Below are 21,520 nucleotides of genomic sequence, written 5' to 3'. Positions count from 1 at the left end.
ATTTATTTCTTAAAAATTGAATATGTACTGAGAGGAAATATTGATTTAATTTTAATGTTACCATATTTTTTTTTAATTAATTTTATTAATTTTTTTTCACTGGTTAAGTTAACTGTAAGTAGTAAAAGTATATTTTGTTTATTGGTAAGTTCATTCGATGATTTTATTTGAATCGAGCTACCTGGCATAAACATTCCTTTCTTGTTTACATCATCATCAACAATAAAACTTATATACTTATAAATATCATAAAATGCGATGAATGCTAATGAAAGATGTCCACCACCAAATAACACAATCTCTTTTTTCTTTTTAGTTATTACTGAAAAGAGTTTATTTAAATATTTTTTATTTTTTTGATATTGTTTTCCATAATTGACACCAAGACTTATCTCTTTTTTTAAATTATGAAGATTTGAAATTAAGCTTCTCTTTTTTTTATACGGTTTAACACATAATAAAATACTGTTTTCAGTAGGATAGCTTATTATTTTTTTACTTATTACTCTTAAACCATTTTGTCTCAAAGAAGTTATGATAGTTTGTGAAGTATAATAAAAGAGATGCTCTTCCCAAATCATTGTTATATCTTTACTTTTTAGTAATTTACGGCAATCAGGAATTTCAATAAATATTATACCATCTTTTTTGATCAAACCTTTTAATACGTCGCTGAATTCTTTTTGATTATAAACATGTTCCCAAATATGTCTTACGACTAAAAAATCTACCTTGTCATACTTTTTATTGAGATGAATAAGTCTATTCTTTGCCAAATAGTGCTGAATAGTTTCAATCCCAGATCCATAACTTATTTTAAGATCTTTTTTTTCATCTATTCTCCAAATTTTATGACCAAGCTTCAAAAATCGATTAAGCGTAGAATCATCTTTTGAGGATATGCCACCTACAATTATTTTTTTATTATTAAAATATTTCTTTAATATAGTGTTAACAAATTGATCAAGATGAGGTTCTGGCTCATTATATTTAATCCATTTAACTAATGGTTTGTAGATAATAGGATTTCTACTATTTTTTAGTTTAATAATTCCAGTTTCACTTGATTGTTCTAAAATCAAATCTGTTTTTAAGCATTCTTTATTTGGAGATTTATTATATCTATTAGAAACAGGTTGTAATCCAAGATTTATAATTTCGTTATATCTATTTATTTTTTTTTTCATAAGATTTTAAAAATTTAACAATACCTTCTTCCAATGTATGAAATTTGTATCCATGTGAGAACTTTAATATTTTTTTATTATCAAATTTATGATCTACTTTCTTTTTTGATCTTCTTTTATAGTTAATCTTATATTTTTTTGAAAATATTTTATTTAAAATTTTAATAATTGTAAAAAATGTATAACTTTTGCCAGAGACTATATTAAATATTCCTTCGGACTTATTATTTAAAAATTTATAAGTTAATTCTACGATATCTGAAATATATATAAATTCTCTGTATTCATCTCCTTTTCCCCAGAGAGTGATTGGTCTACTGTCAATAAAACTATTTATAAAATCTGAGGGCCCGTATCCTTTTGTACTATCTCCAACACCATATACAAGCGGTATTCTAAAAATTATTAATTTAATACCAAGTTCTTTTGCAGTTTTTTCTAAAATTCTTTCAGAAATAAATTTACTCAAACCATAATAACTTTTGAGGTTTAGTTCAGTATTTTCATTTATTCTTTTTTTATGTAATTTATCTTCTCCGTAAACGGAGGCTGAGCTAAAGTAAATTATTTTCTTAACATTTGTATTTAGAGATTTTGCAAAGTTAGTGATTATTTTTATATTTAAATCAAAAATGTTTAAATTATCACCGTATTGTTTTTTTATTCCAGAACAAAAAATAATAGTACAATCTTTTTGGTATCTTTTTGAGAGACTCCTAACAGCTTTTTTTTTTGATAAATCAAATTCTTGAGAGGAAAAAGTAGACAAACTACTAATTTTTTTTTTTGTTTTAAGATATTTATATATTTCGCTACCAAAAAAACCCGTGTGGCCAAATAAAGATATATGCATAATATATTTAAATATACTGAATAATATGAAATATATGCAATTAATATTTATTTAAAGAATAAAATACATGAAAAAAAATATATTAATTATTGGAGGTGGATCGGGTATCGGTAAAAAACTTCTTAATATATATAAAAAAACACATAACGTAATAGCAACTTATAGATACTCTAAACCAAAATTAAATAATAAAAACGTCTACAAATTAGATATGAGTCGATTAAAAGAAGTTAAAAAATTTGTGAAATGGTTAGCATTAAAAGAAATAAAAATTGATTATATTTTATTAATTGCTGCACAAACTGGTTCAAACAATAGATCATCTAACATACAAGATAAAACAGTTTTTTTAAAAGGTTTGTCCTCAAAACAATTTGAATCTTATTTGAAAATAAATTGTATAAACCCAGTTATACTTTTTGAACTTTTATTACAAAAAAAAATTTTAAAAAAAGAATGTAGAGCAATTTTTTTTTCGAGTTTAGCTGGAAGTATAAGTTTGAGAGGACAAATGGCACATAATAAAGTTGGTGGGAATATGATTTATAGAATATCAAAAAGTGCTTTGAATTCAGCCATAAAAAGTATTTCTTATGACTTATCTAAAACAAATATGATAATTGTTGCTCTACACCCAGGATGGGTTAGAACTAAATCAGGAGGATTTGCAGCTGATTTATCCGTTGCATATTCAACAAAAAAAATTTATGAACTTATTTTTAAACTCGATCGCAAACATAATGGTAAGTTTCTTAACTATGATGGAAAAGAGTTAAAGTGGTGAATAAAACAATTTTTATTTCAGGTGCTTTTAATGTCTTACACCCCGGCCACATAAGACTTCTTAGATTTGCCAAGGATATGAACGGAAAACTTATTGTTGGAGTTTTATCTGATAGAAATGCTGGGAAGGCTGCTTATATAAATGAAAATTTAAGACTAGAGGGGATTTCTTCAAATAACTTAGTTGATAAAGCAGTGATTATTGATGAGCCAATTGAAGATTTCATCAAAAAATTAAAGCCAGATATTATTGTAAAAGGAAAAGAACACGAACAAAAATTTAATGTTGAGAAAGAAATTTTAGAAGAGTTTAACGGTCAACTACTATTTGGCTCAGGTGAAAATTTATTATCTTCTATGGATTTGATTAGAAAAGAAATTAAAAATGACTCAAACGAGGACTTTTTAATGCATCATGATTACCTCAAAAGACACAATATTAAGGTTGAAAGATTAACAAATTTACTGAATACTTTTTCAAGTGTTAAAGTAAGTGTGATAGGAGATCTTATAATAGATGAATATATTAACTGTGAAACACTTGGTATGTCTCAAGAAGACCCTTCTCTTGTTGTTACTCCAGTAGATAGCTCAAAATATATAGGTGGAGCAGGTATAGTTGCTGCTCATGCAGCTGGTCTAGGTGCTTCATCCAGTATTTTTACTGTGTCAGGTGATGATGAAAATAAAAATTTTGCTGAAAAAACTTTATCTAGACAAGGCGTACATAGCAATATTATTGTCGATTATAATCGTATAACAACATTAAAAAAGAGATTTCGAAACAAAAATAAGACCTTACTTAAAGTAAGCCATCTTAAACAAAACTCAATAAGTGATAAATTTATAAATATTCTTATTAGTAAAATTGAAAAACAATTAGAAAGTTCAAATTTATTAATTTTTTCAGATTTTAATTATGGGGTGTTACCACAAAAAGTTGTTGATCATATAACTAAATTAGCAATATCTAAAAAAATAAAAATTGTTGCAGATAGTCAGTCGTCATCACAATTTGGTGATATTAGTAGATTTAGAAATATGGACTTGATTACACCCACAGAAAATGAGGCCCGTATAACATTGAGAAATCGAGAAGATGGATTAGTAGTACTTGCAGATAAGATTAAAGAAATTTCAAAAGCTAACAATGTACTTCTGAAATTAGGAGAAGAAGGTCTTTTAATTCACTCTAAAAACAAAGTACAAGATAAACTATTTACAGATCAGCTCAATACATTCAATACAAATGCAGTTGACCCTGCTGGAGCTGGAGATTCTCTTCTGGTATGCAGCGCTCTTGCACTTTCTTGTGGAGCTAATATTTTTGAAGCAGCATACTTAGGTTCTGTTGGTGCTGGAATTCAAGTAAGTAGAGTGGGTAATATACCTTTAAAAACAAAAGAAATTCAAAATAAAATCAATAACATATGAAGGCAATATTATTGTGTGCTGGCAAAGGTATGCGATTAAGGCCATATACTAATAATACTCCAAAGTGTCTTATGCCAATTAAAGGAATACCATTACTTGAAATATGGCTAGATAAATTATCAAATGCTGGCATAAGTGATTTTCTAATTAATACTCATTATCTTAGTGAAAAAGTTAATGATTATATAAATACTTCAAAATATAAAAAATCAATAAAAGTTGTTTATGAAAAAGAATTATTAGGAACAGCTGGAACTTTATTAAACAATATTTCTTTTTTTGATGAACAAGATGGTTTTTTTATACATGCAGATAACTATACTTTAGATGATCTAAAAGATTTTATAAATTTTCATATAAATAGACCTAAGAGCTGTCAATTAAGTATGATGACGTTTGAAACAGATACTCCATCAACCTGTGGAATAATCAAAAAAAATAATAAAAACATAGTCACAAAATTTTATGAAAAGATGAATAAAAATTATGGAAATGAAGCTAATAGTGCTGTTTACATATTATCTAAAGAATTTCTAAAAATTTTTTTTGAAAAATTTCCTGAGTCATATGATTTTAGTAAAGAAGTTCTTGGTTCAATGGAAAATAAAATTGCAGCATACAAAACTGATAAACTATTCATAGATATAGGCACAGTTAAAAATTATAATTTAGTAAAGTAATGATAAATAAAAGAATTATAGGAATATTAAAATATGAATTAGACCTTTTTTTAACGTTACCTCTTTCATTACCTTTTTTATTTTTTCTTATTGTTATTTATCCATTTATCAAAATAAAAGTTGGCTTTCTAAGGTCTGATAGAATTGGGCATTTTACATTAGATACAGAGTTATATCTTTTAGAAAAAAAAAAAAAGAAAATTAAATCAATAGATCTATTTTATTTAGGACGTAAAAATGTATGTAATAAAACGCTTGAAAGACTTTGGAGAGAGGAATTGACAATATTTCCAAGATTTATTTTAAGGCCATTATGTCTTCAAATTCGTTATTTCAAATTTTTAAAGTTTTTAAGATGTGGAAATACATTATGTGGTCAACGAGATATATTAAATTTATTAGATCAATATCCAGCTACCATAAAATTAAATAATTATGATTTAATTAATGGAGAAAAAGAAAGAGCAAGAATCGGATTACCAAAAAAAGCAAAATTTGTTTGTCTTATCGTAAGGGATTCATCTTATCTAGAAAAATTATACGGTAAAAAAATAAGCATTCATGATTATCGTGATGCAGATATAAATGATTTTGTAAATGCTTGTGAGGCATTAACTAAACTAGGATATTACGTGATAAGGATGGGTGCTGTTGTAAAAAAACCAATTGATACAAATAATAAAATGATAATTGACTACGCGTATAATAATTTAAGAACTGACTTTATGGATATTTATTTAGGCTCACAATGTGAATTCTGTTTAACAACAGGAACAGGATTTGATGGCATTACCCTCATGTTTCGAAAACCAAACATTTATGTTAATATAGCGCCATTATTTGATTTAAGAATGGAATGTTCAAGTTTGTTATCAATACCCTGTCACTACTATAGTAAAAAATTATCAAGAAGACTAACTATTTCAGAAATAACAAATAGTGAGTCGGCAGTATATCTTAAATCAAAAAACTTTAAGGATGCAGGTATTGAATTAATGCAAAATTCAGCTGACGAGATAGAAAAATTGGCTATTGAAGCTGCAAAAAGAAATATAAAAGAATGGAAAGACAAAGAAGGTGATAAATTGAATGAAAAATTTATCAAAATTTTTCCAAGTAAAAAAATATTTAATTCAAAATTATATCATGGGGAAATTAAAGGAAGAATTGGTAGTGATTTTTTGAAAAAAAATCAATGGTGGTTAAACTAAATTATAATATTTTTTTTATATTACTTGCATATTTTCTTCTAGCTCTATTAAATGAATAAAAATAAGAATATATTTGTGGTAAATCGTTTTTAACTTCTTTTAAATTAAAATATGAAATATTTTCTCTAGCAAAGTGTATACTTATTTTTAATTCAATTATTTTTCGAATTAAATCGATATTAAAAGAATTTTCATAACAAAACTGATCTATTGTAAAGAAGATAACACCATCAATTTTAGGTGTCCTGCGTAACTTTTCATAAATAAATGGTTGGTACTTAGTAACCAAAACATCTTCTGCTCCATAAAATATTATTTTTCCATTATTTAAGCTAGCTATTTTTTCACAGATTATATGTTGCTCTGGCTGTGTTGCCGGAAGAAGACTGTCAATACAACAATAAAATGATTTAATCAAATAAGTTACCGGATTCAAAATCTATTCCAATATTTGAAATATTACTAAGTTTTAAAGATTTAAAGTATTGAAGCTGATTTTTTTTACCAGCCGGTGAGAATAATGATTTAAATCTTATATTTAAACTAATTCTTGTTTCTTTTTCTACATTAATGTCAGATCCATGAATTAGACATGAAGAAAAAAACAGTCCCTGTCCAAATTTTACTTCAGGATTTGATTTTATTTTTTTGCTATAAATTTCAAACTTTTTCCAATCTTTAGTATTTTTTTTTAAAAATTTTAATGCTTTTTTGGTTGAAGGGTAATCCAGAATATACATTGCTTTAGATTTATAGCAATCTACAAGAGGTATCCATGCTACAATTTCATATGCCGAGTTTAGAGGTGCATCTCTATGGATCTCAGATGGATTTGGATCATTTGGCATTTGGATTACAATATTACAGTTTTTCTGAACAATTATATCTGGACCTAAATTATTAACTAGATACTTTTCAAATGCTTTAAAAATAATTTCTCCAAAATTAATTTTTTTTGTTACTGTATTAATTAATTTTTTTCTTTTTGCATTAAGATCCTTACTAGATAAGTTGCCTACAGCTTTATGAAAATGATTTAATCCTTTCTCAGGATTTTTTTCACTTAACTTAAAGATTTTTTTCATCTCAAAATAAATATCAGTTCTTAATTTAGTTAATAATTTGATATTATTTGATTCATAGATTTCAAATCCATTATGAAAAGATAGTTTTGATTTATTAGTCATTTTTTTTTCAATTTCCCACACCATCTTGTTTAATAATTACACCCGGAAGATATGAAGAAAGATCAGAGCATAAAAATTTTACTGTATTTGCTACTTCAGCTGGCGTACACATTCTATGAATAGGTAATTTATTTTGATAATATTCATTTAATTTTAAAATATTATTATTTTTTAAATAATTAAAATATCCCTCTTCTTTATCAATTAATCCAGGTGCTATACCACTAATAATAACATTATTTCTTGAAACTACTTTACTGACAGATTTAATATATCCCTCTAAGGCACATTTTGCGGAAGCATATGGTGAGTATCCATCAAAAGAAGTTGTTATTGCTGAAGATATATGAATGACACGACCCCATTTATTTAAAGCCATTTTAGGGATAAAAAAATTATTAATATCAATAGCATAACCCAAATTGATATTCCAAACTTTTGACCATTTTACAGATGAAGCAAATGGATCTTTAATGCTAAGTGATCCACCTAAATTATGAATAATTATATCAATTTTTTTATGATTTTTGTTAACTTTATTAATAAGCTTATTAATGTTACTTTTTATACTCAGGTCTATTTTTATTATAGAGTTATTTTTTGAGTATTTATCAACTTCTTTTTTTAATTTAGTCAATTTATCTCTTGATCTAGCTACCATAATCAGTGCAACTTTTTCTTTTGCTAGAGCAACTGAGATACTTCTACCTATATTTTTACTTGCTCCAATAATAAGTGCTGTTTTATTTTTAATTTTAAATTTCATAGCAACGGCTCTTTTTTTGAATAATAAATTAAATTAAATAATTTTGAAACAAGTAAATTAGATTAAACTCATATTTTTTTTCTAAAAGTAATGATATAATAAAAAAATATGAAGCTATTAATAAAATCTTTTTTAAACTTTTTTTGGAGATTACATAAAAGTAAATTAAAAAAGAACAAAACTTTAGAGAATTTATATAAAGGAAATTCTTGTGTAATTATAGGAAATGGAGGCTCAATAAAATATTTTGATATAAAAAGGCATGAAGGTTTCTTTTATATGGGAACAACATATGCCATGTTCCACAAAGAAATTGAGAATTTAAAACCAGATTTTTATGTAATTCCTCAAAAACATGATTTTTATCCATTTAACTATAGTGGTCGTTATAAATCTAAGTTGTATATTAATTATAGACTTAAAATTTACAAAAATATTTTTAAAAAAGCTAAGCAGACAAGATTTTTTATAAATTTATCAAATTATTATGGTTTTTTTAAGAGACCCAAATTGCTTAATTTTTTCTATTCTTTTAAAGATCTCAAATCAACTAATGGTGAGTTTGAATATGATTTGACTAACAATTTCAATTGTACAGAGGGTTCTTTGGGGATAATGATCGGTATTTCTAAATATTTAGGTTTTAAGAGAATAATATTAATTGGCTGTGATTATTTAGGCACGCCTAAGCTCGAGGGCCATTTTTATTCAAATAGCGATCCGCGGATTGGAGAACCAATTTATGAGTCCTATATAAAAAAAATCAAAAAATTAACACATGATATGGAGGTAATTACTATATTTCCAAAGGGAATAAGTTCAAATGAATTTAAAAGTTTCACATATGATGAATTTTTTGAAAAAAATTACAATAAAAAAACTCAAATAAAAAAAAATTACGAAATTATTAGTAGAGAGGATTTAAATTTATTAAATGAAGCATCTAAATCACAATTAATAATTTAAATCTTTAATTTTTTCTTTAACAAATTTGCCCAATTTTTTTTAAAAAATAGAGACTTATCATCAATAAATAAATCAAAACTTGGTTTTCCAAAATAAATTTTATGATACTTTACCCTCCAATTTTCTAGTTGTTTTAATGTTAAAGGTTTTATTAGTTTATTTACTTTTCTTAAGTTTCCATTACATCTACCCATATACCTTGCTGTATATAGAATTATGTTATGCCCTTTATCATAAGCTTTATTTATAATCTTTATATTTTTTTTTATAGGTGACGATTTTGAGTAATCGTTTTTATTATTAGTTTTACAAATGATATTATCAATATCAAAACAGATAGTTTTTAACTTCATAAAATTAAATTATATTTAAGTTAATAATAAACAATTTTTGATTAATCAATTTTTTTTTATTAAAACAACGAATAGTTTTGTTTTTATATATTATATAATTTACTCTAAATTTTAATTGAAATTATTATATAAAAATAATTTTTACCTATATATATATCTATTATGAAAAAAAATTATTTTACAAATTATCTAAATAAGTTTTCTAAAATTCATTTAAATTATGACAATAAAAATTTTTTAAAGATTGTTGAAATTTTAAAAAAAATTAAAAAAGATAAAAAAAAAGTTATTATAGTGGGAAATGGTGGTAGTGCTGCTATAGCAAGTCATGTCACTGTTGATCTAACAAAGATGTGCAAGATAAGAGCAATTAATTTTAATGAAGCTGATCTTTTAACCTGTTTTTCAAACGATTACGGTTATGAAAATTGGGTTAAAAAAGCTTTATCTTCTTATGCTGATAAAGGTGATTTATTAATTTGCATTAGTAGTAGTGGAGAGTCTAAAAATATTATAAATGGTGCAAATTTTGCAAAAAAAATTGGTTGTAAAGTAATTACACTTACTGGTTTTGATGGAAAAAATAAAGTAAGAAAAATTGGAAATATAAATTTATGGTTAAATAGTAAAAACTATAATATAATAGAAATGACTCATCATATTTGGCTTCTCTCAATTGTAGATTTTATTGCAAAAGCAAAGTTTTAACTTAAATAAGAACTTATACGTTTTAGGTTACATCTAAGCTATCAATAATAAACAAATTATTTATTATTATATTGAAGATCGCTAATTTAGGTAATAATAAATTAAATAATCAAAAAATTAAAAAGTGAAAAATGTTTTTATCACAGGTGGTGCAGGGTATATTGGTTCTCATTGCGCTATATCTTTATTTAAAAATGGTTATAATCCAATTATTCTTGATAATTTTTCAAATAGCCGTAGTAGTGTAATTAAAAATTTAGAAATTATTACAGACAAGAAAATAACTTTTTATGATGTTGATATAAGGGACAAAAAAAAGTTAATCTCAATTTTTAAAAAAATTTCTTGTTATGCTGTAATTCATTGTGCAGGTTTAAAATCAGTTGCTGAAAGTATTCGAAGACCAATTGATTATTTTGACAACAATATTGGATCTACACTATCTTTGTTGGAGTGTATGAGAAAGAGCAACGTATTCAAACTAATATTCAGCTCATCAGCTACCGTTTATGATAACAATCAACTACTACCTTTAAAAGAAACAAACAAAACTGGAAATATTAAAAACCCATATGGTAATACTAAATATATTATTGAGAGAATTTTAATGGATCTTGTAAAATCTGATTATAGATGGAGTATTAGAATTGCAAGATACTTCAATCCAATAAGCAATCACTCATCTGGGCTAATAAAAGAAAACCCTAAGGGTATTCCAAATAATTTAATTCCTTGCATTATAAAGGTTGCTCAAAAAAAATTACCTATATTAAAAGTATTTGGAAAAAATTATAAAACTAAAGATGGAACAGGAGTAAGAGATTATATTCATGTGATGGATTTAGCTGACGGACACGTTGCAATGATAAAAAACAATAGACTAAAAAAAGGTTTAAAGATTTATAATTTTGGTACTGGTAAAGGGTCAAGCGTTTTAGAAGTGATAAGGTCATTTGAAAAGCATACTGGAATTCTTATCTCTTTTAAATTTACAAAAAGAAGAACAGGAGATGTGGCAGAGTCTTTTTGTAGTGCTAATAAAGCAATAAAAGAGTTAAATTGGAAATATAGATATGATCTTAAGCAAGCTATGATAGATATTAAGAAAATTCTTTAATATAAAGAAGTAGTTTATATGAAAAAAGCTTTAATAACTGGAATAACGGGTCAAGATGGATCTTATCTTGCTGAATTTTTACTTAATAAAGGTTACGAAGTACATGGCATTAAAAGAAGAACTTCTTTAATTAATACAGATAGAATAGATCATTTATATCAAGATCCTCATGAACAAAATAGAAACTTTATTTTACATCATGGCGATTTAACAGATGGAACCTCTTTAATTAGAATTATCCAAGAAGTTAAGCCTGATGAAATTTATAATTTAGCTGCACAAAGTCATGTTGCAGTATCCTTTGAGCAACCTGAATATACTGCAAACTCTGATGCTTTAGGAGCCCTTAGAATTTTGGAAGCAATTCGAATTTTAAAATTAGAAAAAAAAATAAAATACTATCAAGCATCGACATCTGAATTATATGGAGCTACAAAAGAAACTCCTCAAAATGAACAGACACCATTTTATCCAAGAAGTCCATACGGAGTTGCTAAATTGTATGCTTACTGGATAACAGTAAATTATAGAGAAGCTTATGGTATTTATGCTTGTAATGGAATTTTATTTAATCATGAAAGCCCCGTTCGGGGCGAAACTTTTGTTACTAGGAAGATCACAAGAGCTTTAGCAAGAATAAAATTAGGAATTCAAAAAAATTTATATATAGGAAATCTAAGTTCATTGAGAGACTGGGGACATGCTAAAGATTTTGTTGAAGCGCAATGGTTAATGTTACAACAACAAAAACCAGAGGATTTTGTTATTGCAACTGGTACACAATTTTCAGTTCGAGATTTTATCAATTTAGCTTCAAAAAATCTAAATATGAAAATTGATTGGAATGGAAAAGGATTAAATGAAGTTGGTTCTTTTAATGGTGAAGATATCATAAAAGTAGATCCAAGATATTTTAGACCAACAGAAGTTGAAAATTTATTTGGAGATGCCAGTAAAGCAAAAGATAAATTAAACTGGGTTCCTAAAATATCATTTGAACAACTAGTAAAAGAAATGATCGATGAAGATCTAAAGTTAGCAAAAAATGATGCACTTAATAATCTTTAAGCTTGGTTATATATTACAAAAATAGAATTAGAGATGTCTAAACTCAAAATATTTATAGCAGGACATAATGGTATGGTTGGATCAGCCTTAATCCGTAATTTAAAAACACAAAATGTAGAAATTATTACTAAAGAAAAAAAAGAACTTAATTTATTAAACCAAGATGATGTTCAAAATTTTTTAAAATATCAAAAAATAGATCAAGTATATTTAGCAGCTGCAAAAGTTGGAGGTATTCATGCAAATAATACTTATCCTGCAGAATTTATTTATGAAAATCTGATGATACAAACAAATGTAATTCACGGTTCTTTTTTAGGTGGGATCAAAAAGCTATTATTTTTGGGATCTAGTTGTATTTATCCTAAGAATGCTAACCAACCTATGAAAGAAGATGAGTTATTAACTGGAAAGTTGGAACCAACTAATGAGCCTTACGCTATTTCTAAAATTGCTGGGATTAAAATGTGTGAAAGTTACAACCGTCAATACGCCCAAAGTCATAATATTGACTATAGAAGTATAATGCCAACAAATCTCTATGGACCAGGAGACAATTATCACCCTGAAAATAGCCATGTAGTTCCAGGACTAATCTACCGTTTTCATGAAGCAAAGGTTAATAATTTACAAAGTGTAACTATTTGGGGTACTGGCAAACCAAAACGTGAGTTTTTATATGTAGATGATATGGCTAATGCAAGTATCCATCTTATGAATATAAATAAAAAAATTTATGATAAGCATGTTTTACCTATGTGTAGTCATATAAATATTGGAAGTGGTGAAGATCTTACTATTAAAGAACTTGCAGAAATCATTAAAGAAGTAGTTCGATTTAAAGGAAAAATTAATTTTGATCACTCGAAACTTGATGGAAGTCATAGAAAGTTTTTAGATAGTAAAAAAATAAATAATTTTGGCTTTAAACCAAAAATTAGTTTAAAGAACGGACTTTTAAAAACATATCAAGATTACATAAAGCTTTAATGGAAACATTTAAAAAATTACTGTTTTTACTTAATTCTAATGAGCGTAAACGCCTAGTATTATTATTGATAATGATCACAATAGGCGCTTTGTTAGATATGATTGGAGTAGCATCAATCTTACCTTTCATGGCAGTTTTAACTAATCCCAGTATTGTTGATACAAATTTAGCTTTAAATATTTTATATCAAGCTTCCTACAATTTTGGAGTTGAAAATATTCAACAATTTCTGTTTGCATTAGGAGTTTTAGTATTTGTAACATTAGTTATTACACTTATCTTTAAAGCTTTTACATTTTACGCACAAATTAGATTTATTCAAATGTGTGAATACGGTATAGCCAAACGTTTAGTAGAAGGATATCTAAAACAAGCCTATAGTTGGTTTTTAAGTCGTAATAGTGCCGAGCTTGGAAAAAATATTTTATCAGAAGTCGGTGCAATAATTGGATATGGTATAAATCCATTCTTAGGATTTGTTAGTAAAGGTTTAGTCGCAATTGCAATTATATCTTTATTAATTATAGCTGATCCAAAACTTACACTTATAGTTGGTTCTTCACTTGGTATATCTTATGTTATTATTTTTTATTCTATACGTAACTATCTTAAAAAACTTGGAAAGGTGCGTTTTAAAAAAAATCAGTTACGTTTTTCAGCTATCAGTGAAGCATTTGGTGCAGCAAAGGAAGTTAAAGTTGGAGGTTTAGAGCAAGTATATATTAAACGTTTTTCTGATCCTGCACATAGTTTTGCAGAAGCTCAGGCTTCTTCATCAACTATAGCTCAATTACCTCGATTTTTTTTAGAAGCAATAGGTTTTGGTGGCATAATCCTATTAATACTTTATATGATGACAAAAACAGGAAACTTTAACAATGCTTTACCTATTATAAGCCTCTATGTTTTTGCAGGATATCGCCTCTTACCTGCATTGCAAGTACTATATTCCTCTTTTGCTCAATTTACATTTGTTGGGCCTGCTCTTGATAAATTATACTATGATATCAAAAATTTGGAACCTTCTCATGAAAATCAAGATCAGGGAGTTATATCTTTAAATGAAAATATAACTTTAAAAAATATTCATTATAATTATCCAAATTCATCAAGAATAACCTTAAATGATATTAGTATTAATATTCCTGCAAAATCTACAGTTGGACTGGTTGGTGCAACTGGAAGTGGAAAAACTACAATAGTGGATATTATATTAGGATTACTTGAAGCTCAAAAGGGAACTTTAGAAATTGATGGAAAAGTAATTACTAAACAAAACTCAAGATCTTGGCAAAAATCTATTGGTTATGTGCCACAATTCATTTATCTTTCTGATGACTCTGTGACTAATAATATTGCTTTTGGAGTGGAGACTAAGTGTATTGATCAAAAGGCTGTAGAAAAGGCTGCTAAAATTGCAAATTTACATAATTTTGTCATAGAAGAATTGCCCAAACAATACCAAACTACAATTGGTGAAAGAGGAGTAAGATTATCAGGTGGTCAAAGACAACGTATTGGAATAGCACGTGCGTTATATCATAATCCAAAATTATTAATTCTAGATGAAGCAACCAGTTCATTAGATAATCAAACTGAGGAGGTAGTTATGGAAGCAGTTAATAACCTTGGCAAGAAAGATATTACGATTATCCTAATTGCCCATCGCCTAAACACAGTTAAAAATTGTGATGTGATATTTAAACTTCAAAAAGGTCAAGTTATAGATCAAGGATCATTTGATAAAATCATAACTAGTAATAAAAATCTTAGTTCATTTTCATAAAATTTAATAATCTTATCTAATTATAAAAATTCAAATTTTATTTTATCAGCAACTATCAATTTTAGAATTATAACAATGTTATTAATTAATAGAAAATAATTAATTCGTAATTTTATTTATAAGATTAATTATATAATCTTGTTCTTTAAGTTTTAAATCAGGAAAAATTGGAATGCTTAAAGCTTGATTGTAATAATTTTGTGAATTTTTAAAGTTTTTAATCTTAAATTTATATTTTTTATTGTAATAAGGTTGTTCATATACAGGGATATATAAAACTTGACTTCCAATTTTATTGTTAAATAATTCTGTCATAATTTCATTTCTTGTTTTGCCGATCTTTTTAAAGTTAATTAAAATAGTGTAGAGATGATAAGCATGATTTATATTTTTATTGACTTTAGGTGTAATAATGTTTTTATTTTTTTTAAACCCTTCATCATATCTTTTTGCAATTTTATTTCTTTTAACTGTAAATTCATCCAATTTTTTTAATTGACTCAGACCAAGCGCTGACTGAATATCAGTTAATCTATAATTATATCCTAAATCTATCATTTCATAATACCATCTGTTAACAATTTTTTTATCAAATGCATTTTTTTTATTAAGAAATTTGTTTTGGTCTTTTATAATCCCATGGGTTCTATAAATTAACAATTTTTCATAAATTTGTTTATTATTTGTGGTAATCATACCACCTTCTCCAGTTGTGATAGGTTTTACAGGATGAAAGCTAAATGTTGATACATCTGAATATTTACAAGAGCCAATTTTGTATTTGTTATATTTGCCTCCTAGTGCATGACATGAGTCTTCTATAATTTTAAAATTATATTTTTTTTTTAATCTATAAATTTTTTTCATATCTGAGCTATGACCAGACATATGAACAGGCACAACAACATCTATTTTATTTTTTTTAAGTAATTTTTCTAATGATGTTGGACACATACAATATGTATCTTTATCAACGTCTGTTAAATAAACTTTAGCACCTAAAAATTCTGCACAGTTAGCAGAGGCTACAAATGTTATACTTGAGGTTAACAAAGATGATTTAGAATTAAGACCAAGAGCTAAACAAGATAAGTGTAATGCAGCTGTACCAGTTGCACAAGAAACTGCATATCTAGCCCCTACATATTTAGCAAATTCTTTTTCGAATTTATTAATATTTGGTCCTTGTGTAATAAAATCTGATTTTAAAACTTGAATTACACTTTTAATATCACGATTATCTATGTTTTGTCTGCTATAAGGTAAAAATCTTTTTAGCATACTATTTCAAACTCAAAAAATTATTGTAGATTTTATTATCTGGGTTTTTTATTTTTTTTAATCTAAACATATTTTTTATCTCTTTTAATGAATTTTCAATACTTTTCTTTGCTACAAAACCAGTTTTATTTTTGATTTTTCTTGAAGTAACCTTGTAATTTCTAGGGTCTGTAGAAGTTTTTATAACATTAAGTTTTGCATTTTTGAATGTGGTTTTTACTTTTTCGGCAATATCAATTATTTGTAAATTTAATTTATCATTTGATAAGTTAAAGATTTGATTTTCTATTTTCTTCTTTTTCGACTTTATTATTGAAATTATTCCATCAGCTACATCTTCAACATGTATATTTGGTCTCCACTGATTTCCACCGAAAACATCAATTTTATTATTAAAATAAGCAAATTTTGACATTGTATTTACCACAAGATCAAACCTCATTCTTTTTGAAGGACCAAATACTGTGCCAAGCCTTACTATTGTTGGTTTAAAATAATTATTTGAGCTAGATAATAATGCTTTTTCTGACATGATTTTTATTCGTGCATAATGAGAAACTGGGTTTAGATTAGATTTTTCATTTAAAAGTTTATTATTTTTATCTAATCCATAAACACTACAGGAAGACGTATAGATAAATTTATCAATAGCAAGATGTGAACAGAGGTGTGCAAAACTCAGTACTGATAAATAATTCGTCTTAAGAGCATCTTCAGGCTTAGCACTACAGGCAGGATCCCCAACTATCTCTGCTAAATATACCACAATATCAATTTCTTTTATTGCTTTAATTTGGGTATTTAAATCACAGACGTCACCTAATATGAAATTTAAATTTTTTTTTTTGTTAAAATTTTTTTTAATTATTTTATGATCATAAATTAATTTATCAAGTATTGTGACGTGGTAGTTTTTCTCTAAAAGTTTAGAGGCTAAAACAGTACCAATAAAACCACCCCCACCTACTATTAAAATTTTTGGTAGCGTTCTTTTTTTTTTACTGGGCATTAGTTTTCTATTTTCAAGAGTTGCCAAGACCTTTTCAACTGGTATCATGTCATAAACTTTTTTATTATTATTTACTATAGGCACATAAAAGGTTGAGTCTCCTAAACTGCCACTGCCAAAATTACTTTTATTTAATTTCTTTTTTTCCAGTTCATCTTTGTAAACATAAGTTACATTACGATTATATATTTTTTTTATTTTATCATTTAAATTATAACCATCTAAAATTGCCCTTCGTAAATCACCGGTAGAAATCACTCCAAGAAGAGATTTTTTTTTATCAATTACGGCCAATATTTTTCCATGTTCTCCATGTAGTCTTTTAAAGGCTAAGCGAATTGTATTGTTTTCTGTAATACTTGAAAATTTAGCCATCTAAGATTTATCTAAATTGAATATTCCAATCATACCAAAGATCGCTTTTGAATCTATAATCATCTCCAATGGTTTGCTGTAATGAAAATGTTGAAAATACCATAAGTTTAGAATCAGCTTTTAAATTCTGTGTACCATGAGCGTACCCACCTGGAATGTATAAAATTTTAGGCGAGTTGGCATTTATTACAAATTCCTTAACAGACAATGTTTTTGAAGGACTTTTCCAATTATCAATTTTTACAGCACAAATTTTAAATACTCCTTTTTGAACTAATAAAAATTTATCTTCTTTTTTGTGACCATGCCAAGCTCTAATAAAATTTATGTTATTATTAGTAATCTGGTAAAATCTTTTAATTTTTTTTTTTATGAAGTTAAATTCGTTACAATATACAATATCACCTCTATCATCATAGGCAGTATTTACTTTGATAATTTCTATACCTTTTGATTTCATAACAAAAATTAGTTAACATTAATGATATTTTAAAATATATATATATTTATTATATTTTAAAACAATAAATTTAATTCTCAAACTCTATGGATGATTTAGAAACCTCTTCTCTTAGCAAACATAAAGAAGCAGTAAAATCTTGGTGGAATTCAGAACACACAAAACAAAAGTGGCATGGACAAACTTATAAATCTGATTTTGATACTCATTTACACTACTGGATTAGACAAGAAAAGACTCTCAAATTATTAGATGAACTTAATTTACCAAAAAGCTCGAGAATTTTAGAGCTTGGATATGGAGGCGCTGAAACTGCTGGAAAAATTTTAGAAAGAGGGTTTAAATATTATGGTGTCGATATCTCTGAACATCTGTATGAGAATGCAAAAAAGAATTATTCTTACTATATTAAAAATGATCAGGCTTATTTTTATCAAGGAAGCTTGGAGGAAAAGTTTCATTTTGAGGATAATTTTTTTGATCTAGTAATAATTTGTGGAGCCATTCACTATGCTGGAAAACTTTCAAATAATTTTTTAGAAGTTAAGAGAGTTTTAAAACATGATGGTCACTATATTATTGGTCAAGGAAACATGTTTACACTTAATGATTTAGTAAGTTTTAGAAAATTGCTCAAATGTATAATTTGGTATTTTACAAATGAACAATATATTTATTCTTATTCTTTATCTTTTAAAGATATAATTTTTGAGTCAAAAATAAAAAAATATTTTTTAAAATATGAAAATAATAAATTTTTTAATTCAAAATTTATGAATCAAAAATCTAATAGTTGGAAATATAAAATTCATAAAAGAATTTTTTCTTTCTCCACATTAAAAAGAACAATCGAAGATAACGATTTTCGGGTAACCAAGTTTTATGGAGGACCATTTTTGTACGCGTCTGAAAATGAAAATAGTATAATAAAAAAAACTTTAAATAAAATTTTACAGTATTTGTTAGATAAAAAGATATTTATTTTTTTGATAAAAATTTCAGATAATTTTGTTTTTTTATCAAAACCAAATAAGAAGCTATAGATGAATATAGCTATAATACCTGCAAGAAAAAATAGTCAGAGAATAAAAAATAAAAATATTAAAATATTTAATGGAAAACCAATTATCTTTTGGTCAATAAAAACAGCTTTAAAATCAAAACTATTCAAAGATATTTTTGTATCAACTGACTCCAAAAAAATTGCTCAATACGCAATTAAATACGGTGCAAAAGTTCTATATCCTAGACCTTCAAAATTATCCGATGCACACACAACAATTATGGACGTAATAAAATTTGAAATAAAAAATTTAGAAAATAGAAAATTTAAATTTAATAATGTTTGTTGTATTTTTCCTGCAACACCATTTTTAAGAGCTAAATATCTATCAGAGGGTCTTAAATTTTTAAAAAAATCTAATTTAAAAGGGTTTATATTTGCTGGCAATAAACTTCCAAGATCTAATCTTAGAGCTTTTTATTTTAAACAAAAAAAGCTTAATTTGATTCAAGCTGATTTCAAAAATACTAGAACTCAAGATTTACCAAATACATATATTGATGCAGGCCAATTTTATTGGGGAACAAAAAAATTATGGAAAAAAGAAAGTAGTGTTTTTATAAAAAATTCAAATATATTACTGTTACCACGCACAAAATCAGTTGATATTGATAATAATAGAGATTGGAAAGAAGCCGAAATTTATGCAAAAAAAAAATGACCCTTTAATCAATATTTTAACTAGCAAACTAATATTTATAGGTGGTGTTACAAGAAGTGGGAAAAGTTTTTTATGCCCAATTGTTTCTACATTTAATAAAACAGAAATGTTTATTTATAATTCAGCTGCTGAAAATATTTATTATTTAAATTATTTAAAAATGTTAAGTAATGAAAGTGCATATTATTTGTTTAAGCACATTTTTAACGAGAAAATCTATAATCTTAATATTGGAAGAGATTTAAATAGAAGAAAATTCGATTATACTTCAATAGATAGATATAGAAATTCAAAAATTTACCTTCAGAGAGAAAAATCTATAATAGAAGGTGATTTAAAAATAAAAGATATTAGAAAAAGTCAAAATTATTATCCAATAATGTTCCATGATATATTGATAAATCCTAACTTTATTTTTAAATCCTTTGAAAAATCAAAAGTTATCTTTATAGAAAGACATCCAGTTGATTTAATTTTTGAATGGAAAGAAAAAAAATATTATGGTCAATTTTATTCAAACCCAAGAAATTGCACGTTAGCCTTTAACTATAAAAAAAAATTTTCATATCCATTCTGGTGTAAGGGACACGAAAATGAATTCGCTAAATTGAACAATGTATATGAAAAAACAATTTTTTTATTAGATAAATTATATAATATTCAAAAAACGAATTATTTAAAATATAAAAAAAAATATAAAAAAAATCTTTTACTTTTAAAATTTGAAACTTTAGTTCAAGATACAGATATTGAAATTAACAAAATTGAGAAATTCTTAAATTTAAAAAAAAGTAGTTTTACTCAACTAGAAATAAAAAAACAAAATGGTAATAGAGATAATCTATTTTCGATTCGCAAAAATAGAAGAGATAAGATCATTCACAATATCAGCGATAAATATAAACAAAAATTAATAAAGTTGGAAAAATTATATAAAAAAAAATGAAATTTATAAAAAAAAATTTTTTAAAAAATTTAATTTTAGTGACAGGAACTCATACCTCAGGCAAGAGTATGGTTTCTCCAATTATTGCAAGTCTCACAAATGTAGAGATGTTAAGAAAAATTTATTATTTAGATCAACTTTCAATTTTATATAACTTTAATAAAATTAGTTCAGAAAGTGCAAGATTCATGGGTCAGCATATATTAGATTTAAGTTACTATGAGCAGTTAATTGGCAGAAATATGAATTTTAGAGAAGAAGACGAAACAAGTGTATATCAATCGAAAAGCCCAAAGTTATATAAAAAAAGGATTTTTTTAAGGAGAGGACCAAATGTTTTAGCTCATCATGAAAAAATCAATACACATATGCTTCTCGATGCACATGATGGCATATGGTTTTATAAATTCTGGGAAAATCTAAAAATTAAAAATTTAAAAATAATTAATATTCATCGAAATCCAATAGATATAGTGAATTCTTGGATAAATTCAGATTTAGGTTTGGTTGAAAAACAAATTCTTTGTCAAATCCCATTACTCTTAAAAAATAAAATAGTCAAACCTTTCTATTTTTACTAATAACTTTACTAAAAATAATTTAAAAAATAAGACGGGAAGTAATAATTGATATGG

23 protein-coding genes are annotated in these 21,520 nt (G+C 25.8%); 14 read left to right on the top strand and 9 right to left on the bottom strand.

The annotated features are described in order from the left end of the window. Positions 1-2 precede the first annotated feature (2 nt). Both PB7211_RS07805 and PB7211_RS00110 read right to left on the bottom strand, forming a co-directional pair. Positions 3-1,187, bottom strand: a complete 1,185-nt coding sequence (locus PB7211_RS07805; RefSeq protein ID WP_008544967.1) for a methyltransferase domain-containing protein — start codon at positions 1,185-1,187, stop codon at positions 3-5. Continuing rightward, positions 1,168-2,040, bottom strand: coding sequence for an NAD-dependent epimerase/dehydratase family protein (locus PB7211_RS00110; RefSeq protein WP_008544404.1), 873 nt, complete (start codon positions 2,038-2,040; stop codon positions 1,168-1,170). The genes PB7211_RS07805 and PB7211_RS00110 overlap by 20 nt, the downstream gene beginning before the upstream one ends. A gap of 67 nt (positions 2,041-2,107) precedes the next feature. Here PB7211_RS00110 and PB7211_RS07800 point away from each other — a divergent pair, with 67 nt between their 5' ends. The 4 genes from PB7211_RS07800 to PB7211_RS00090 are packed head-to-tail and all read left to right on the top strand — an operon-like array spanning position 2,108 to position 6,148. Beyond that, positions 2,108-2,824: an SDR family NAD(P)-dependent oxidoreductase gene (locus PB7211_RS07800; RefSeq protein WP_008544751.1), complete on the top strand. Its 717-nt coding sequence runs from the start codon at positions 2,108-2,110 to the stop codon at positions 2,822-2,824. After that, positions 2,818-4,257, top strand: coding sequence for a PfkB family carbohydrate kinase (locus PB7211_RS00100; protein WP_034398612.1), 1,440 nt, complete (start codon positions 2,818-2,820; stop codon positions 4,255-4,257). Before PB7211_RS07800 ends, PB7211_RS00100 begins: the two co-directional genes overlap by 7 nt. Continuing rightward, positions 4,254-4,937 (top strand): nucleotidyltransferase family protein, encoded by a 684-nt coding sequence (locus PB7211_RS00095; protein WP_034398608.1) that lies wholly within the window; start codon positions 4,254-4,256, stop codon positions 4,935-4,937. The genes PB7211_RS00100 and PB7211_RS00095 overlap by 4 nt, the downstream gene beginning before the upstream one ends. Further along, positions 4,937-6,148, top strand: coding sequence for a TIGR04372 family glycosyltransferase (locus PB7211_RS00090; protein ID WP_008544371.1), 1,212 nt, complete (start codon positions 4,937-4,939; stop codon positions 6,146-6,148). Before PB7211_RS00095 ends, PB7211_RS00090 begins: the two co-directional genes overlap by 1 nt. A 1-nt stretch (position 6,149) precedes the next feature. Here PB7211_RS00090 and PB7211_RS00085 read toward each other — a convergent pair whose 3' ends face one another. The 3 genes from PB7211_RS00085 to PB7211_RS00075 are packed head-to-tail and all read right to left on the bottom strand — an operon-like array spanning position 6,150 to position 8,101. Beyond that, a complete protein-coding gene (locus tag PB7211_RS00085; RefSeq protein ID WP_232208806.1) occupies positions 6,150-6,584 on the bottom strand; it encodes a hypothetical protein in 435 nt (144 codons plus the stop codon). Then, positions 6,559-7,335: a sporadic carbohydrate cluster 2OG-Fe(II) oxygenase gene (locus PB7211_RS07795; RefSeq protein ID WP_198001868.1), complete on the bottom strand. Its 777-nt coding sequence runs from the start codon at positions 7,333-7,335 to the stop codon at positions 6,559-6,561. The genes PB7211_RS00085 and PB7211_RS07795 overlap by 26 nt, the downstream gene beginning before the upstream one ends. Positions 7,336-7,342: 7 nt before the next feature. Next, entirely contained in the window at positions 7,343-8,101 is a 759-nt protein-coding gene (locus PB7211_RS00075; RefSeq protein WP_008544520.1) for an SDR family oxidoreductase, read from the bottom strand. 108 nt (positions 8,102-8,209) lie between these two features. On the opposite strand from PB7211_RS00075, the gene PB7211_RS00070 reads away from it, so the two are divergent. Then, positions 8,210-9,067, top strand: a complete 858-nt coding sequence (locus tag PB7211_RS00070) for a hypothetical protein (RefSeq protein WP_008545862.1) — start codon at positions 8,210-8,212, stop codon at positions 9,065-9,067. On the opposite strand, the gene PB7211_RS00065 is transcribed toward PB7211_RS00070, so the two are convergent. Further along, positions 9,064-9,420: a hypothetical protein gene (locus PB7211_RS00065; protein ID WP_008545884.1), complete on the bottom strand. Its 357-nt coding sequence runs from the start codon at positions 9,418-9,420 to the stop codon at positions 9,064-9,066. The genes PB7211_RS00070 and PB7211_RS00065 overlap by 4 nt on opposite strands. Before the next feature lie 162 nt (positions 9,421-9,582). Between PB7211_RS00065 and PB7211_RS00060 the strand changes: the two genes are divergently transcribed. From PB7211_RS00060 to PB7211_RS00040, 5 genes are all read left to right on the top strand, one after another. Further along, on the top strand, positions 9,583-10,128 hold the full coding sequence (locus PB7211_RS00060; protein ID WP_008544452.1) for an SIS domain-containing protein: 546 nt from the start codon (positions 9,583-9,585) through the stop codon (positions 10,126-10,128). 124 nt (positions 10,129-10,252) lie between these two features. After that, positions 10,253-11,245: a UDP-glucose 4-epimerase GalE gene (galE, locus tag PB7211_RS00055; RefSeq protein WP_008544312.1), complete on the top strand. Its 993-nt coding sequence runs from the start codon at positions 10,253-10,255 to the stop codon at positions 11,243-11,245. Positions 11,246-11,263: 18 nt separating this feature from the next. Beyond that, a complete protein-coding gene (gmd, locus tag PB7211_RS00050) occupies positions 11,264-12,313 on the top strand; it encodes a GDP-mannose 4,6-dehydratase (RefSeq protein ID WP_008544990.1) in 1,050 nt (349 codons plus the stop codon). Between the two features lie 33 nt (positions 12,314-12,346). Then, complete coding sequence (locus PB7211_RS00045) at positions 12,347-13,303, top strand: GDP-L-fucose synthase family protein (RefSeq protein ID WP_008545792.1); 957 nt, start codon at positions 12,347-12,349, stop codon at positions 13,301-13,303. Between the two features lie 71 nt (positions 13,304-13,374). After that, positions 13,375-15,090, top strand: a complete 1,716-nt coding sequence (locus PB7211_RS00040; protein ID WP_008544859.1) for an ABC transporter ATP-binding protein — start codon at positions 13,375-13,377, stop codon at positions 15,088-15,090. Positions 15,091-15,189: 99 nt separating this feature from the next. Here the strand turns inward: PB7211_RS00040 and pseC are convergent, their stop codons facing one another. From pseC to PB7211_RS00025, 3 genes are read right to left on the bottom strand one after another with little or no spacing between them, the layout of a single operon-like run. Next, positions 15,190-16,371, bottom strand: coding sequence for a UDP-4-amino-4,6-dideoxy-N-acetyl-beta-L-altrosamine transaminase (gene pseC, locus PB7211_RS00035; protein WP_008545380.1), 1,182 nt, complete (start codon positions 16,369-16,371; stop codon positions 15,190-15,192). 1 nt (position 16,372) lies between these two features. Beyond that, entirely contained in the window at positions 16,373-17,755 is a 1,383-nt protein-coding gene (locus PB7211_RS00030; RefSeq protein ID WP_008545131.1) for an NAD-dependent epimerase/dehydratase family protein, read from the bottom strand. A 7-nt stretch (positions 17,756-17,762) separates the two neighbouring features. After that, complete coding sequence (locus PB7211_RS00025; RefSeq protein ID WP_008545466.1) at positions 17,763-18,215, bottom strand: WxcM-like domain-containing protein; 453 nt, start codon at positions 18,213-18,215, stop codon at positions 17,763-17,765. 86 nt (positions 18,216-18,301) lie between these two features. Here PB7211_RS00025 and PB7211_RS00020 point away from each other — a divergent pair, with 86 nt between their 5' ends. The 4 genes from PB7211_RS00020 to PB7211_RS00005 are packed head-to-tail and all read left to right on the top strand — an operon-like array spanning position 18,302 to position 21,466. Continuing rightward, entirely contained in the window at positions 18,302-19,258 is a 957-nt protein-coding gene (locus PB7211_RS00020) for a class I SAM-dependent methyltransferase (RefSeq protein WP_008544789.1), read from the top strand. After that, a complete protein-coding gene (gene pseF / locus PB7211_RS00015) occupies positions 19,259-19,939 on the top strand; it encodes a pseudaminic acid cytidylyltransferase (RefSeq protein WP_034398597.1) in 681 nt (226 codons plus the stop codon). Continuing rightward, positions 19,923-20,885 (top strand): sulfotransferase domain-containing protein, encoded by a 963-nt coding sequence (locus PB7211_RS00010; protein WP_034398595.1) that lies wholly within the window; start codon positions 19,923-19,925, stop codon positions 20,883-20,885. Before pseF ends, PB7211_RS00010 begins: the two co-directional genes overlap by 17 nt. Further along, positions 20,882-21,466 (top strand): sulfotransferase family protein, encoded by a 585-nt coding sequence (locus PB7211_RS00005; RefSeq protein WP_008546113.1) that lies wholly within the window; start codon positions 20,882-20,884, stop codon positions 21,464-21,466. Before PB7211_RS00010 ends, PB7211_RS00005 begins: the two co-directional genes overlap by 4 nt. Positions 21,467-21,520 lie beyond the last annotated feature (54 nt).

Source organism: Candidatus Pelagibacter sp. HTCC7211, assembly GCF_000155895.1.
Taxonomy (GTDB): domain Bacteria; phylum Pseudomonadota; class Alphaproteobacteria; order Pelagibacterales; family Pelagibacteraceae; genus Pelagibacter.
This window is presented reverse-complemented; position numbering and strand designations above follow the sequence as displayed.